Annotated in this window: 11 protein-coding genes and 1 tRNA gene; 3 read left to right on the forward strand and 9 right to left on the reverse strand. The window is 69.3% G+C overall.

Features of this window, described 5'->3' with window-relative positions:
* Positions 1 to 53: 53 nt before the first annotated feature.
* The 7 genes from pknB to ABT294_RS30505 all read right to left on the reverse strand — a co-directional run bounded on the left by pknB (position 54) and on the right by ABT294_RS30505 (position 8786).
* The gene (gene pknB / locus ABT294_RS30475) at positions 54 to 1916 is read right to left on the reverse strand and encodes a Stk1 family PASTA domain-containing Ser/Thr kinase (protein WP_350809736.1); all 1863 of its coding nucleotides are present in this window, start codon (positions 1914 to 1916) and stop codon (positions 54 to 56) included.
* A 120-nt stretch (positions 1917 to 2036) separates the two neighbouring features.
* Positions 2037 to 3416 (reverse strand): serine/threonine-protein kinase, encoded by a 1380-nt coding sequence (locus ABT294_RS30480; protein WP_350809737.1) that lies wholly within the window; start codon positions 3414 to 3416, stop codon positions 2037 to 2039.
* 21 nt (positions 3417 to 3437) lie between these two features.
* Positions 3438 to 4901 carry a peptidoglycan D,D-transpeptidase FtsI family protein gene (locus tag ABT294_RS30485; protein ID WP_350809738.1) on the reverse strand — a complete coding sequence of 488 codons (1464 nt, stop codon included), beginning with the start codon at positions 4899 to 4901 and terminating at the stop codon, positions 3438 to 3440.
* Positions 4898 to 6277: an FtsW/RodA/SpoVE family cell cycle protein gene (locus ABT294_RS30490; protein WP_350809739.1), complete on the reverse strand. Its 1380-nt coding sequence runs from the start codon at positions 6275 to 6277 to the stop codon at positions 4898 to 4900. Before ABT294_RS30490 ends, ABT294_RS30485 begins: the two co-directional genes overlap by 4 nt.
* Positions 6278 to 7561 (reverse strand): Stp1/IreP family PP2C-type Ser/Thr phosphatase, encoded by a 1284-nt coding sequence (locus tag ABT294_RS30495; protein WP_350809740.1) that lies wholly within the window; start codon positions 7559 to 7561, stop codon positions 6278 to 6280. It abuts the gene before it with no gap.
* On the reverse strand, positions 7558 to 8028 hold the full coding sequence (locus ABT294_RS30500) for an FHA domain-containing protein FhaB/FipA (protein ID WP_350809741.1): 471 nt from the start codon (positions 8026 to 8028) through the stop codon (positions 7558 to 7560). The genes ABT294_RS30495 and ABT294_RS30500 overlap by 4 nt, the downstream gene beginning before the upstream one ends.
* A gap of 17 nt (positions 8029 to 8045) precedes the next feature.
* Positions 8046 to 8786, reverse strand: a complete 741-nt coding sequence (locus ABT294_RS30505) for an FHA domain-containing protein (protein WP_350809742.1) — start codon at positions 8784 to 8786, stop codon at positions 8046 to 8048.
* A gap of 195 nt (positions 8787 to 8981) precedes the next feature.
* Here ABT294_RS30505 and ABT294_RS30510 point away from each other — a divergent pair.
* The 3 genes from ABT294_RS30510 (at position 8982) to ABT294_RS30520 (ending at position 11709) form a co-directional block, all read left to right on the forward strand.
* A tRNA-Leu gene (locus ABT294_RS30510) sits at positions 8982 to 9064 on the forward strand.
* Positions 9065 to 9440: 376 nt separating this feature from the next.
* Positions 9441 to 10814 (forward strand): serine hydrolase domain-containing protein, encoded by a 1374-nt coding sequence (locus ABT294_RS30515; RefSeq protein ID WP_350809743.1) that lies wholly within the window; start codon positions 9441 to 9443, stop codon positions 10812 to 10814.
* A gap of 1 nt (position 10815) precedes the next feature.
* The gene (locus tag ABT294_RS30520; RefSeq protein WP_350809744.1) at positions 10816 to 11709 is read left to right on the forward strand and encodes a serine hydrolase; all 894 of its coding nucleotides are present in this window, start codon (positions 10816 to 10818) and stop codon (positions 11707 to 11709) included.
* Here ABT294_RS30520 and ABT294_RS30525 read toward each other — a convergent pair.
* On the reverse strand, positions 11706 to 12764 hold the full coding sequence (locus ABT294_RS30525) for a Leu/Phe/Val dehydrogenase (RefSeq protein ID WP_350809745.1): 1059 nt from the start codon (positions 12762 to 12764) through the stop codon (positions 11706 to 11708). The genes ABT294_RS30520 and ABT294_RS30525 overlap by 4 nt on opposite strands.
* 2 nt (positions 12765 to 12766) lie before the next feature.
* Complete coding sequence (locus ABT294_RS30530) at positions 12767 to 13117, reverse strand: nuclear transport factor 2 family protein (RefSeq protein ID WP_350809746.1); 351 nt, start codon at positions 13115 to 13117, stop codon at positions 12767 to 12769.
* Positions 13118 to 13138: the final 21 nt, after the last annotated feature.

Raw genomic sequence — 13138 nt, forward strand, 5'->3', positions numbered from 1 at the left:
TCTTCATGCGAAAGGGCCGCCCTGCACGGGGAGGGCGGCCCTTCTCGCGCTTGTCAGCCGCCGTTCAGGATGTCATCGCCAGGCGGTGTGTCCTGGGTGGGCTCATCCGTGTTCGTGTCGGTCGGCTGCTCGGTCGGCAGGTCCGTCGGCTGGTCGGTGGGCTGCTCCGTCGGCTGCTGCTGGTCAGGGCCGGTGGAGACCACGATCGTGATGGTCGTGCCCGGGTTGAGCTTGGTGCCTCCAGGCGGGTTCTGCTGGATCACCGTGCCCTCAGGGTCGGTGTCGCTGGCCATCTTGCGGACCTGCGGCCGGAAGCCCGCGCCTCTGATGGCCTTGACGGCGTCCTGCTCGGTCTGTCCCTTCACGTCGGGGACCTCGGTCATCTCCTTGGGCACGTAGAGCGAGACGGTGCCGCCCTTCTCGAGCGACTCGCCCGCCGGCGGGTCGGTCTTGATGACCTTGCCCTGCGGCTTGCTCGACGTCATGAACTTGACCGAGCCGACCAGCCCCTCCTTGTCGAGGATGCTCTTGGCCTCTTCGACGGTCACGCCCACCAGGCCGTCGGGAACCTTCTTCTTCTCCGGCCCCTTGGACACGATCAGCTTGACCGTGGCACCTTCGTCGACCTTGGTGCCCGCAGGGGGATCGGTCTTGATCACCGTGCCCTTGGGGTCCTCGTCGCTGTTCTGCTCGACCATCTCGGGCTTCAGCTTCATGCTGGTGAGCTGGGCGGCCGCGGCCTTGGCGTCCTGCGTGGCCAGCTCAGGGATCGCGATCTGCTGCCCGCCCGTGTTGTCGTCGGAGCTGAGGAACGCGTAGCCGACGCCGATGAACGCGCCGATGACCAGCAGCGGGACGAGGATCCAGGCGGCCGTCTTGATCGCCTTGTTGCCGCCTCCGCCGCTGGCCCGCCTGCGCCCGCCGTGTCTGCCGCCGCCGCCCTCGTCGTCGTACTCGTATGGCGGGACGGCGCCGGTGCGCTGGGTGGCCGGGCCGGCGGCCGACTGGGTGGCCGTCATCATGCGGGTGCCGGCGTTGTAGTTGGTCGTCATCGCCGTCGTCTGCGCGTCGACCGGCATGCCGGACATCGCCCGCTGGATGTCGGCCCGCATCTCGCCCGCGCTCTGGTAGCGGTGCGCAGGGTCCTTGGCCATGGCCTTGAGCACGATGGCGTCGGCCCACTGCGGGATCTGCGGGTCGATCTGGGACGGCGGGATCGGCTCTTCGCGGACGTGCTGGTAGGCGATCGCCACGGGGGAGTCGCCGGTGAAGGGGGGCTGCCCGGTGAGCAGCTCGTACAGCACACAGCCGGTGGAGTAGATGTCGCTGCGGGCGTCGACGCGCTCGCCGCGGGCCTGCTCGGGCGACAGGTACTGGGCGGTCCCTATCACCTGCGCCGTCTGCGTCATCGTCGCGGCCGAGTCGGCCATCGCCCTGGCGATGCCGAAGTCCATCACCTTGACGTCGCCGTTGCGGGTGATCATGACGTTCGCGGGCTTGATGTCGCGGTGCACGATGCCGCCGCGGTGGCTGTAGTCGAGCGCCCGCAGGATGCCGTCGACCAGCTCGGAGGCGCGCTCGGGCAGCAGCCGCCGGTCCTGGCGCAACAGGTCGCGCAGCGTGCGCCCGTCGACGTACTCCATCACGATGTAGGGCACAGGGGTGCCGTCGGTGACGTCCTCGCCGGTGTCGTACACCGCGACGACGGCCGGGTGATTCAGCGAAGCCGCCGACTGCGCCTCACGCCGGAAACGGGCCTGGAAGGTGTGGTCTCGCGCCAGGTCCGATCGGAGCGTCTTGATCGCGACTATACGGTCCAGTCGGATGTCTCGGGCGCGATACACCTCGGCCATGCCGCCGCGCCCGACGACACCGTCGAGCTCGTACCGGCCTCCGAGTCGCCGAGGCTGAGTCATTTCCTGCACTGTCCCTTACCGTTCATCTTGAGTACCGGCCTCCGGCTTTCGCCTCCGGTGTACGCCTCCGGCATCCGGCCCTGATCGGGGGCCGCCGGTATCCATCATCGACCCCGCGTTTCATGAAGTCCCGCCGTTCACCGGGTCTGTGTGACCCGGGTCTGGTGAGGAGCTCGGTGTCGGTGTTGTCGGCGTGGTGGTGGGCGTTGGGGTTGGTGTTGGGGTCGGGGTACGAATGGTCGGGGTCGGTTTGGGTGTCGGCTTCTTGGTTGGAGAAGCCGGCGTGTTTACGGTAGCCGACCGTGAGGTTACCGGCCGCTTCGACTTCGCCGGAACCGCAGGGGGTCTGCGCGTGTGCGGTGTCTTGGTGCGTGACGGCTTCTGCACCGGTGTGAACAGTACAGACTCGGTGGGGTCGGCGACATCCGGCGACATCGGTGTCGTCAGCCGGCTCTGCGCCAGCGTGATGGCGCTGAGCCCCACCGCCGCCACGCAGCCCGCCGTCGCCACCAGCGCCAGGGTCCGCCTGCCCCTCGACCGCCGGGGCGGGGATGAGGCGGGCGGCATGGTGGGCGGCTCATGCAGCTCGGTGTCGGCTCCGCCGAGGTCGTCGGTGGTCGGCTCGGAGTGCCGCTCGCGGACGCGGAAGCCGCCCGGGTCGGTGAGCATGCTCAGGTCGGCGCCCTGCTCGGCGGTGGCCAGCGAATCGCGCAGCACGTACGCCCGGTCGACGACCTCCAGGGCGGAGCCCGGACGCTGCCCCGGCTCCTTCGCCAGCAGCGCCATGACCAGCTCGCGCACCGCGGCGGGCACGTCGACGCCGAGCGGTGGCGGCGGCTCGTTCAGGTGCTGGAGCGCGATCGCCACCTGGGTGTCGCCCTTGAACGGGGTGCGCCCGGCCAGGCACTCGTAGGCCACCACGCCGAGCGAGTACAGGTCGGTGGACGGCGTGAGCGGCAGGCCCTGCGCCTGCTCGGGGCTGACGTACTGGGCGGTGCCGAGCACGGTGCCCGTCTGCGTCACCGGCGCCGCCTCCAGCGCGCGGGCGATGCCGAAGTCGGTCACCTTGATCGCGCCTTCGGGCGTGACGAGCAGGTTGCCCGGCTTGATGTCGCGGTGGATCACCGCGGCGGCGTGCGCGGCGTGCAGCGCCTTGGCGGTCTGGTGGACGACGTCCAGCGTCACCTCGGGGCCGAGGGAGCCGTTGCGCGCCAGGATGGCCGACAGCGGCTCGCCGTGCACCAGCTCCATCACCAGGTAGGCCAGGTCGCTCTGCTCGCCGTAGTCGAAGATCTGGGCGATGCCCGGGTCGGCCAGGGCGGCGGTGATGCGGGCCTCGTTGCGGAAGCGGTCGCGGAAGGTGTGGTCGGCGTGCATGTGGCTGCGCAGCACCTTGACGGCGACCTCGCGGCCGAGCAGCTCGTCACGGGCACGCCAGACGTCCCCCATACCGCCCGAGGCGATGCGGGAGAGCAGGAGGTAGCGGTTACTCAGCCGCATGACCCAGCACGTTATCGTCAATCACCGGGACAGCACCGCCTCCATCACGGCCTTCGCGATCGGAGCGGCCGTGTGGCCGCCTGTCGCCTCCGCGCCGACGTTGGCCGCGCCGGACTCGACGATGACCGCGAGCGCGATCTGCGGGTCGTTGGCCGGCGCGAAGGAGATGAACCAGGCGTGCGGGGGCTTGCCGTCGCTGGTCTCCGCGGTGCCTGTCTTGCCCGCCACCTGGACACCTGGGACCTGCGCCAGGTTGGCGGTGCCGTTGTTGACGACGCTGACCATCATCTCGCGCAGCTTGCCCGCCGTCTCGGAGCTGACCGCCTCCGACAGCTCCTCGGGCTTGGCCTCGTCGACCGAGTCACCCTTGGCGTCGCTGATCTTGTTGACCAGGAACGGCTTCATCACCTTGCCGTCGTTGGCGATGCCCGCGGCGATCATGGCCATCTGCAGCGGCGTCATCCGGTTGCTGCGCTGGCCGATGGAGGCCATGGCGAGCGCCGCCTTGTCCTCCTCGGGCCCGAAGTCGCTGTTGGTCACCGACATCGGGACGGAGATCGGCTGGCCCATGCCGAACTTCTCGGTCTGCTCCCGCATCTTGTCGTAGCCGAGGTCCATGCCGATCTTGCCGAACGGCGTGTTGCAGGACTTCTCCAGCGCGAACACCAGCGGCACCTGCCCGGCGCCGCAGGCCGCGCCGCCGTAGTTGGGCAGGCTGATGGTGGTGCCGGGCAGCGGGAGGCGCTGTGGCGCGGGGACGACCGTCTGCGGGCCACGGCTGGAGTCGTCCTCCAGGTACGCGGCGGCTGTCACGACCTTGAACGTGGAGCCGGGCGGGTAGGTCTGGGCGATAGTCCGGTTCAGCAGCGGCTGCCCGTCGGCCTTGGCCAGCTCGTCGTACCGGGGGAACACCTTGCCCTTGTCGGTGCCTGACAGCTCGGCCGGGTCGTACGTCGGCAGCGACACCATCGCCAGGATGCCGCCCGTCTTGGGGTTCAGTGCGACGAGCGCGCCGCGCTTGCCGCTCTGGCGCAGCGCGTCGTAGGCCGCCTTCTGCGCCTTGGGGTTGATGGTCAGGTCGACGTTGGCGCCCTTGGTGGGCTCGCCGGTGAACAGGTCGATGCTCCGCCTCAGCAGCAGGTCGGGGCTGGACCCGTCGAGCAGCGCGTTCTCCGACCGCTCGATGGCGGACTCGCTCTCCGGCGAGAAGAAGCCGGTGACGTGCGCGTACAGCTTGCCGTCGGAGTACTCCCTGATGAACCTGAACTGCTTGTCCTTGGTCTCCACCGACTGCGCGAGGATCGCCTTGCCGCTCGCGGTGATCCGGCCGCGCTCCACGGCATAGCGCTCGTAGAAGTTACGCCTGTTGCGCGCGTCGGAACTCAGCTCGTCCGCTTTGTAGGCCTGAACGTAGTTCACGTTGATCATGAGGAGCGCGAACATGGCCAGGCAGGCCACGGCCGCGCGCTTCAGAGTGCCGTTCATCGCTGGAACACCTGCGTCATTCCCTCGTTCTGGATCGCCTGGGGCGGAGGCCGCCTGGCCGCATCGGACATGCGTACCAAAAGGGCGATAAGTACCCAGTTAGCCAGCAACGCCGAGCCGCCCTGGGACATGAACGGGGTGACCAGGCCGGTCAGCGGGATGAGGTTCGTCACGCCGCCGACGATGATGAACACCTGCCAGGCCAGGATGAACGACAGGCCGCCCGCCAGCAGTTTGGTGTACGGCTCGCGCGCCGCGATCGCGGTGCGCAGCCCCCGCTCCACGATCAGCGCGTACACCATGAGCAGCGCCATCAGGCCGGTCAGGCCGAGCTCCTCGCCGGTGGCGGCGAAGATGAAGTCGGAGAACGACAGCGGGATGAGAACGGGGTGGCCCTGGCCCAGCCCCGTGCCGAGGATGCCGCCCGCGCCCATGGCGAACATGCCCTGCATGAGCTGGGCGCTGCCGCCGAGCTCGCGGTCGAAGAACTTCTGGTTGCCGGGGTCGAGCCAGACCTCGATGCGGGCGTGCACGTGGTCGAAGATCTGGCTGGCGACGAACGCGCCGCCGACGAACAGCAGGATGCCGATCAGCACCCAGGACGTGCGCTGGGTGGCGACATAAAGCATCACGATGAACGTGCCGAACAGCAGCAGCGAGGAGCCGAGGTCCTTCTGCAGCACGAGCACGCCCAGGCTGACCGCCCAGGTGATGAGCACCGGGCCGAGGTCGCGGGCGCGGGGCAGGTCGATGAAGAGCAGCCGGCGCCCGGCCAGAGCCAGCACGTCGCGCTTGGCCACGAGGTAGCCGGCGAAGAAGACGACGAGCGCGACTTTGGCCAGCTCCGCGGGCTGGATGCTGGCGGCGCCGAAGCCGATCCAGATCCTGGCGCCGTTGACGCTCTTGCCCAGCCCGGGGATCAGCGGCGAGATCAGCAGGAACAGCCCGGCGAAGCCCGCGGTGTACGTCAGCCGCTGGAGCACGCGGTGGTCGCGCAGCACGATCAGCGTGATGGCGAACAGAACCACGCCCGCGCCGGTCATGATGAGCTGGTTGGTGGCGGAGGCGCCGCCGGCGCCCGCGACCTCGAGCCGGTAGATCATCACCAGGCCGATGCCGTTGACCAGCGTGACCAGGGGAAGCAGGAGAGGGTCGGCCCACGGCGCGAACTTGGCCAGCACCAGGTACGCGGCCAGCATGAACCCGCCCAGGCCCAGGCCGTAGGTCAGCATGCCCGAGGGGATCTTGCCGTCGACGGCGAGCCCGACGTTGGCGTAGGCGATCATGACGATCAGGATCGCGAACCCGAGCATGACCAACTGGGCCATGCGCCGTTTGGCGGGCATGGCGACGGAGGGGGCTGCCAGGTCACTCATCTACTGCGGCTTCGCCTTCGTCGCGGTGGGATCCGGCGACGCGGTCGTCGTGGGAGTGTCCTTCTGTTCCGTCGAGAACTTCAAGCTGTTGATCCTCGTCATGCCTTCGGCGACGTTGGTGACCGGAATGCCGTCCTTGATCAGCGCCTGGTCGGGGGGCGAGAGTTTGGACAGCGCCTTGCCGGTGCTCTGCACGACCGAGAAGAACCGGATGGGCCCGACCTCCTGCTGGATCCCCTGGAAGACGACGACCTCGTCGCCCCTCGCCCCGACGTAGAACTGCTCCTGGGTCCACTGCCAGCCGAAGTAGCAGCCGGCGCCGATCGCGACGACGGCCACGCCGAAGACGGAGACCAGCACGGGCCAGGCCCGGCGACGCTTGGCCGGCCGCCGGGGCGCCTCCGGCTCCGGCTCGTCGTAGTCGTCGTCGACGGCCATCACCGGCTGGGGCGCGGTCACCGCGCTCGCCCGTCCCGGCGAGGTGTCGGGCGAGTCGACCCGCAGGCGGTTCATCCCCGCCGCGCCGACGACGGCGGCCTCGGTGGGCAACTGCTGCCCCTCCGTCAACTCCACCACGTCGGCGAGCACGCAGGTGATGTTGTCGGGCCCGCCGCCCCTGTTGGCCAGGTCGATGAGCTGGCGGACGACCTCCTCCGGGTCGTCGATGTTGGTGAGCGTGGCGTGCAGCGTCTCCGCGCTCACCACGCCCGACAGGCCGTCGGAGCACAGCAGGTAGCGGTCGCCCACCTGCGCCTCGCGCAGGCTGAGATCGGGATCGACCTCACCGCTGCCGTCGAGCGCCCGCAGCAGGATCGACCGCTGCGGGTGGGTGGCCGCCTCCTCGGGGGTGATGCGCCCGTCGTCGACCAGCTGCTGAACCAGCGTGTGGTCGTGGGTGATCTGGTACAGCTCCCCGCGTCTGAGCAGGTAGGCGCGCGAGTCGCCGACGTGCACCAGAGCGACCTGGGTGCCGTGCCAGAGCATGGCGGTGAGTGTCGTGCCCATGCCTTTGAGGCTGGGATCCCGCCCCACCATCTCGTGCAGCTTGCGGTTGGCGTCGCGTACCGCTGCCTCGATGGCGTTGAGCAGGTCACCCCCCGGCTGGGCCTCTTCCAGAGAGGCCATTGCGGCGATGGCGACGGAGCTCGCCACCTCGCCGTGTGCGTGCCCGCCCATGCCGTCGGCGACGGCAAGCAGGCGGCCGCTAGCGTACGCCGAGTCCTCGTTCCCTTCGCGGAGGAGGCCGACGTCCGAGCGGGCGGCGTAGTGGAGTGCGATGGTCATTTGCGCAATTCAATGACTGTCTTGCCGACGCGGATCGGAACACCGAGCGGCACCGGGGTCGGGCGGGTGACTTTCGAGCGGTCAAGATACGTGCCGTTGGTCGAGCCGAGATCTTCCACGATCCACTGACCGTCCTGAGGGAAGAGCCGGGCATGCTGGCTGGAAGCGTAGTCATCGCTGACTACCAGCGTGGCGTTGTTCGCCCGGCCAATGGTGATGGGCGTCTCCGTGAGGTTAATGGTGGTGCCCTGCAGCGGGCCACCTGTCACAACGAGCTGGCGTGGCTCGCCCTTCTTGCTCTTGGGCTTGGCCACCGGTTTGGCGGGTTTCGCGCTCTTTCGCGGACCCGCCGGAGCCGTACGTGATCCGAACAAGTCTGTCCGGATCACGCCGACTGCGGCAATGACGAAGAACCACAGCACCGCCAGGAAGGCGAGCCGGATCAGCAGCAGCGTGAGCTCGGACATGGACCGCTTGTCTACCCCTAATCGCGCCGGAACACCAGAGTCGTACGCCCCAGAGTCACTCGCGTGCCGTTCTGGAGCTCGATCCTGCGTACCGGCTGGCCGTTGACGAAGGTGCCGTTCGTCGACCCTAGATCGACGAGAGCCACCTGGTGACCCTCGACGCGCAGCTCCGCGTGGTGCCGCGAGACGCCGGGGTCGACGAGACGAAGATCGCAGTCGGTGCCCCTGCCGAGCAACGTCACCGGAGTGGTGAGCTCGTAGGAGCGGTCGCCCTGCGGGTCGTCCTGAGTGGATACGAGCAGCCTGGGCCGCCCGTTGAACGCGTTGGGACGTGACGGGGGCAGGTCGCTCGCCGGCTGGCGGATCTCGTCCTGCTCGACCGTCGCGCCGCGGATGACGCCCGACCGGATGCGGAACAAGCCCACAGCCAGGTCTGCGGCGGTCTCGAAGCGGACCCGGACCGGTCCCACGAAGGAGTAGCCCTGTTCCTTGGCGTACTCCCTGGCGAGGTTGGCCAGCTCATGGCTGATGCTGTCGGTGTAGACCTCAAGCCGTTCGCTGTCGGTCGTGGACAGTTCAACCACGAAGTCGTTGGGCACGAGCGTTCGACCCTGGGCGACGATCGCCGCACGCTCGTCCATCTCCCGCTGAACCGCGCTGGCGACCTCGACCGGTTGAAGGTCAGATTTGAACGCCCGCGCAAAGGCCCCCTCAACCAAGCCTTCGAGCCTTCGCTCGAAGCGCTGAAGGACTCCCACCGGGTACCTCCCTTCCTCCGTGCATATGATCGCGGCCCCAGGCAGGCTGGACGCCTGGTTTCCGCTCTACCACGCGGCGGCGATTCCGGCGCTCGTCGGCGTCGCGCCCAGCTCCTCCGCTCCCGTGTCTTATGCGATCGTATCCGGGTTCAGTAGCACCGGCTGTTCCGTGCTACTGTTTCTCAGCACCCACAAGGGCGGGTGGCGGAACGGCAGACGCGCACGGTTCAGGTCCGTGTGTCCGAAAGGACGTGAGGGTTCAAATCCCTCCTCGCCCACTTCGGGTCACCGATGAAATCGGCAGACCCACACTGACGAACGAAGGCCTCGGTTCGCAAGAGCCGGGGCTCCTTTCTTTCTTACAGCCTAAGTGGTGCGGCTGCCCTCTCCGCGGGGAGGACGATAGACGCCTCCGCTTGCAGATCACTTGCGGCTGCCTTGTGTGATTTAGCTCACATTGCGGTGTTTTACGGAAGCTGAGTCACCGTCCCCGCCGCCGTCCTCCCGGCCGGGCGCGCATACACAGGCGGTGGCTGAGGTGATGTGGTTGGTCGCCGGGCACGACACTTGGCGACGATTCTCTCGCGAGGCGACGAGGGAAGGCAGGGTCCGTCCGAGCAAGCTGCGTTCATCGCTCATGACGGAGGAGTCTTCATGTCGCTGGACGAAGGACATTGGCGGGATCGGCTCGCCCACCTGACAGCCGAGCACGGCGTGCCCGGGGCCGCGCTGGCGGTTCATCACCGCGGCGGACAGGTTTCTGTCGCGGCGGGTGTCCTCAACCTGGACACGGAGGTGAACGCGACCGGCGACTCGGTCTTCCAACTCGGCTCGGTGGGCAAGGCGTACACGGCGGCGCTCGTCGTCCGGCTGTTTGAGCAGGGGCTGCTCGACCTCGACGCGCCCGTGCTGTCCTACCTGCCGGGCTTCCGGGTGGCCGACGCCGAGGTGACGAAGACCGTGACGTTGCGCCATCTACTGAGCCACACCTCGGGCATCGACGGCGATCACTTCCTGGACACCGGCAGAGCGGACGACGCCCTGGAACGGTACGTGGAATCATGCGCAGCACTGCGGCAGGCGCATCCCCTGGGCGCGGTCATGTCGTACTGCAACAGCGGGTACGCGATCGCCGGCCGGGTCGTGGAAAGGGTCACAGGTGACGCGTTCGACGTCGCCGTGCGGCGGCACCTGCTTGATCCGTTGGGCGTGGAGCGCACCGTGAGCCTGCCGGAGGAGGTACTGCGCCACCGGGCCGCGTACGGGCACGTCCCCGGCCCCGACGGTGCCGCGACCTTGGCGCCGCGCTGGGAACACCGGCGCTCGATGGCGCCCGCGGGCGGGCTCGCGGCCAGCGCGCCGGATGTCGTGGCCTTCGCCCGGATGCTGGCGGCCGACGGCGTGTCGCCGCTGTCCGGCGAGCGGATCCTGACCGCCGAGGGCGCCCGACTCATGCGCACCCCGCAGGTGGCCGTGCCCGACACCTCGCTGGCCGAGCACTGGGGCCTGGGGCTGATGCTCGCCGGCTGGGACGGCCTGGCCGTTGCCGGGCACGACGGCAGCACCGTCGGACAGGGGGCCATGATGCGGTTCGCGCCGGACGCCGACCTCGCCGTCGCCCTCGTGGCCAACGGAGGCGACTTCGGCAGGGTCGGCGACGCCCTGTTCGCCGAGCTCTTCTCCGCCCTGGCCGGGATCACGGTCCCGGCCGGGCCGGCTCCGTCGGGCGGAGCGCTGCCCGCCGGCGCCCAGCAGTGGATCGGCAGGTACGACAGCGTCAACGTCAGCATGACGGTCGAGCCCGGTGATGAGCACGAGCTGGCCCTTACCCTGACCCTGGGCAGCCTGGCAGCCGAGCACCTGGGCGGAACGACGTTCACCGGGCCGCTGTCGCACTCCGCGGGGGACGTCTACGTCGCCAGGCACCTGGGGGCGGGCGACTGGCAGGCAGTGGTCTTCCTGGAGCTCGCCGACGGGAGCCGCTACCTGCACTGCAACGGCCGCGCGCTGCGCAGGATCGAGAGCTGATATGCGGGCCGAACCGGTCGCCGAACTCGTCGAGCTGTTCGACCGGGTCGGTGCCGACGTCGCGATGTACGCGCTGGACCTGGCCACGGGGGAAGGATTCGGCGCGAACGCCGACCGCCGGGTGGTCACCGCCTCCGTGTTCAAGGTTCCGATCATGCTCGTGTACGCCGAGGAGGTCGCGCGCGGGCGACTGGACCCGGCCGAACGTGTCGTGGTCACCGAGGAAGCACGCGTTCCCGGCCCCACCGGGCTGTCGGTGTTCACCGATCCGGTGGAGCTTTCGCTGCGCGATCTCGCCCTGCAGATGATGACGGTCAGCGACAACACCTCGACCGACGTCCTGCTGGCGCGGATCGGTGGGGTCGCACGCGTGCAGGAGGCGATCGAGACCATCGGACTGCGGGAGACGATCATCCCGTGCGGGGCCCGCGGGATCGTGGAGTCACTGATGAGCGAGCTCGGCCCGGCGCTGGAGGCCGCGGGCGGCGATCTGGCCGCTGTGCCCGCCGAGGTGGTCGACGGGCTGACGGCGCTGGATCCGGCCAGGACCTGCAGCAGCACCGCATTGGAGGTCGTCACGTTGCTGGCCGGGATCTGGGCCGATCACGCGGCCGCACCCGACGCTTGCGCCGAGGTGCGGCGCGTGATGGGCCTTCAGGTCTGGCCGCACCGCATCGCCTCGGGGTTTCCCGACGGATACGAGTGGGCAGGCAAGACGGGCACCCTGCCCGCCGTACGCAACGAAGCCGGAGTCGTCACCCTGCCGGACGGCGGCGACGCGGCCGTGGCGATCTTCACCAGGGCCCGCGACCACCGGGAGAACAGGCCCGACATCGACCGCGCGATGGGCGTGGCAGCCCGGAGGGCCACGGAGTGGCTCATCTCAGGGCGCTAGTAGGTCCGCCGCGAGGGCAGCGGCGGCGGTCCCAGCCGCCGTATCGCGGCGATCCGCTCCTCGGCCATGTGTTCGGCGACCGCCTCCGGCGGCAGATCATCTCCAGATGAGCGCTGCCAGATCGTTGCCAGTGTCCTGGCGATGCCGCGGACCCGCCGCTCCGCCGCCGGCGCGTCGTGACCGAGCATCTCCTCGGCCAGGAAGATGATCCCGCCGGCGTTGGCGCAGTAGTCGGGCGCGTAGAGCACGCCACGGCGGTGCAGCTCCACGCCGTGGCGCGGCTCGGCCAGGACGTTGTTGGCGGCACCGGCCACCACCGCGGCGTCCAAGGTCTCCAGGCTGCGATCGTCGATCACCCCTCCCAGCGCGCACGGTGCGAAGACGTCGCAGGGAACGGCCGCGATCCGGTCGGGCTCGGCCACGCTGGCGCCCAGTTCCCCGGCGAGCGCCTCGGCGGCGTCCATGCGCACGTCGCTGAGGACGAGCTCGACTCCGTCACGGGCCAGCAGGCCGGCCAGGGCGGCGCCGACATGACCGACTCCCTGCACGGCGACCTTGCGACCGGCCATATCGGAGCTGCCGTGCAAGCGGAGCATCGCTGCGCCGATGGCGGCGTGGACGCCGTGGGCGGTGAAGGGGGAGGGGTCGGCGCCGACGCACGACACATGGTCGGCCTCAAGGGCGATCACGCGCAGGTCGTCCTGGGTCGTGCCGCTGTCGACGCCGGGGATGTAGCGGCCGCCGAGCGTCTGGACGTACCGGCCCATCGTGCGGAACAGCGCCTCGGTCTTGTCGCACGACGGGTCCGCGATGATCACACTCTTGCCTCCTCCGAGATTGAGCCCGGCAAGCGACGCCTTGTAGGTCATGGCCTTGGCCAGCCGCAAAGCGTCCCGCACGGCCTCCTCGTCCGAGGCGTAGGGCAGCATGCGCACTCCCCCGAGCGCCGGCCCGAGCGTGGTGTCGTGAACGGCGATGACGGCGCGCAGCCCGCTGTCGCGGTGGTTGCAGAACATGACCAGCTCGTGCCCGCCGTCGCCGATGAGGTCGAACACGTTCACACCCCCGGCGCGAGGAAGTAGGTGACGCGACGGCGGATCAGGTCGCGGTCGAAACTCAGGAAGTCCGCCCACTCGGCCGAGAGCGTACGGCCGTCGCGGGACACTCCCGCGAATCTGCCGCGCACCGCCACCTCATCGCCTTCGCACACGAGGGCGTCGACCATGTGCCTCCCGTGCTCGATGATCCGTACGTTCTCGTAGAAGTGCCGCAGCTCGGCCGCGCCTTCGATCGGCGCGTAGCCGCCACGCCGGTAGATCACCCGGGGATGGAACATCGACAGCAGGCGGTCGTTGTCGCCCGCGTCCACGGCCTCGTAGTAGGCGAGGGCCAGGTCACGCTTGGTCATGACGGTGAGTCTTCGCGGGCG

Origin of the sequence: Nonomuraea sp. NPDC000554 (assembly GCF_040300065.1) — a bacterium.
GTDB lineage: Bacteria > Actinomycetota > Actinomycetes > Streptosporangiales > Streptosporangiaceae > Nonomuraea.

What these genes read in the sequence shown, in the direction of transcription:
- ABT294_RS30530 (WP_350809746.1), bottom strand. Translation starts at nt 13,117, where the DNA reads ATGACCAAGCGTGACCTGGCCCTCGCCTACTACGAGGCCGTGGACGCG.
- ABT294_RS30490 (WP_350809739.1), bottom strand. Translation starts at nt 6,277, where the DNA reads ATGAGTGACCTGGCAGCCCCCTCCGTCGCCATGCCCGCCAAACGGCGC.
- ABT294_RS30500 (WP_350809741.1), bottom strand. Translation starts at nt 8,028, where the DNA reads ATGTCCGAGCTCACGCTGCTGCTGATCCGGCTCGCCTTCCTGGCGGTG.
- pknB (WP_350809736.1), bottom strand. Translation starts at nt 1,916, where the DNA reads ATGACTCAGCCTCGGCGACTCGGAGGCCGGTACGAGCTCGACGGTGTC.
- ABT294_RS30480 (WP_350809737.1), bottom strand. Translation starts at nt 3,416, where the DNA reads ATGCGGCTGAGTAACCGCTACCTCCTGCTCTCCCGCATCGCCTCGGGC.
- ABT294_RS30495 (WP_350809740.1), bottom strand. Translation starts at nt 7,561, where the DNA reads ATGACCATCGCACTCCACTACGCCGCCCGCTCGGACGTCGGCCTCCTC.
- ABT294_RS30485 (WP_350809738.1), bottom strand. Translation starts at nt 4,901, where the DNA reads ATGAACGGCACTCTGAAGCGCGCGGCCGTGGCCTGCCTGGCCATGTTC.
- ABT294_RS30520 (WP_350809744.1), top strand. Translation starts at nt 10,816, where the DNA reads ATGCGGGCCGAACCGGTCGCCGAACTCGTCGAGCTGTTCGACCGGGTC.
- ABT294_RS30515 (WP_350809743.1), top strand. Translation starts at nt 9,441, where the DNA reads ATGTCGCTGGACGAAGGACATTGGCGGGATCGGCTCGCCCACCTGACA.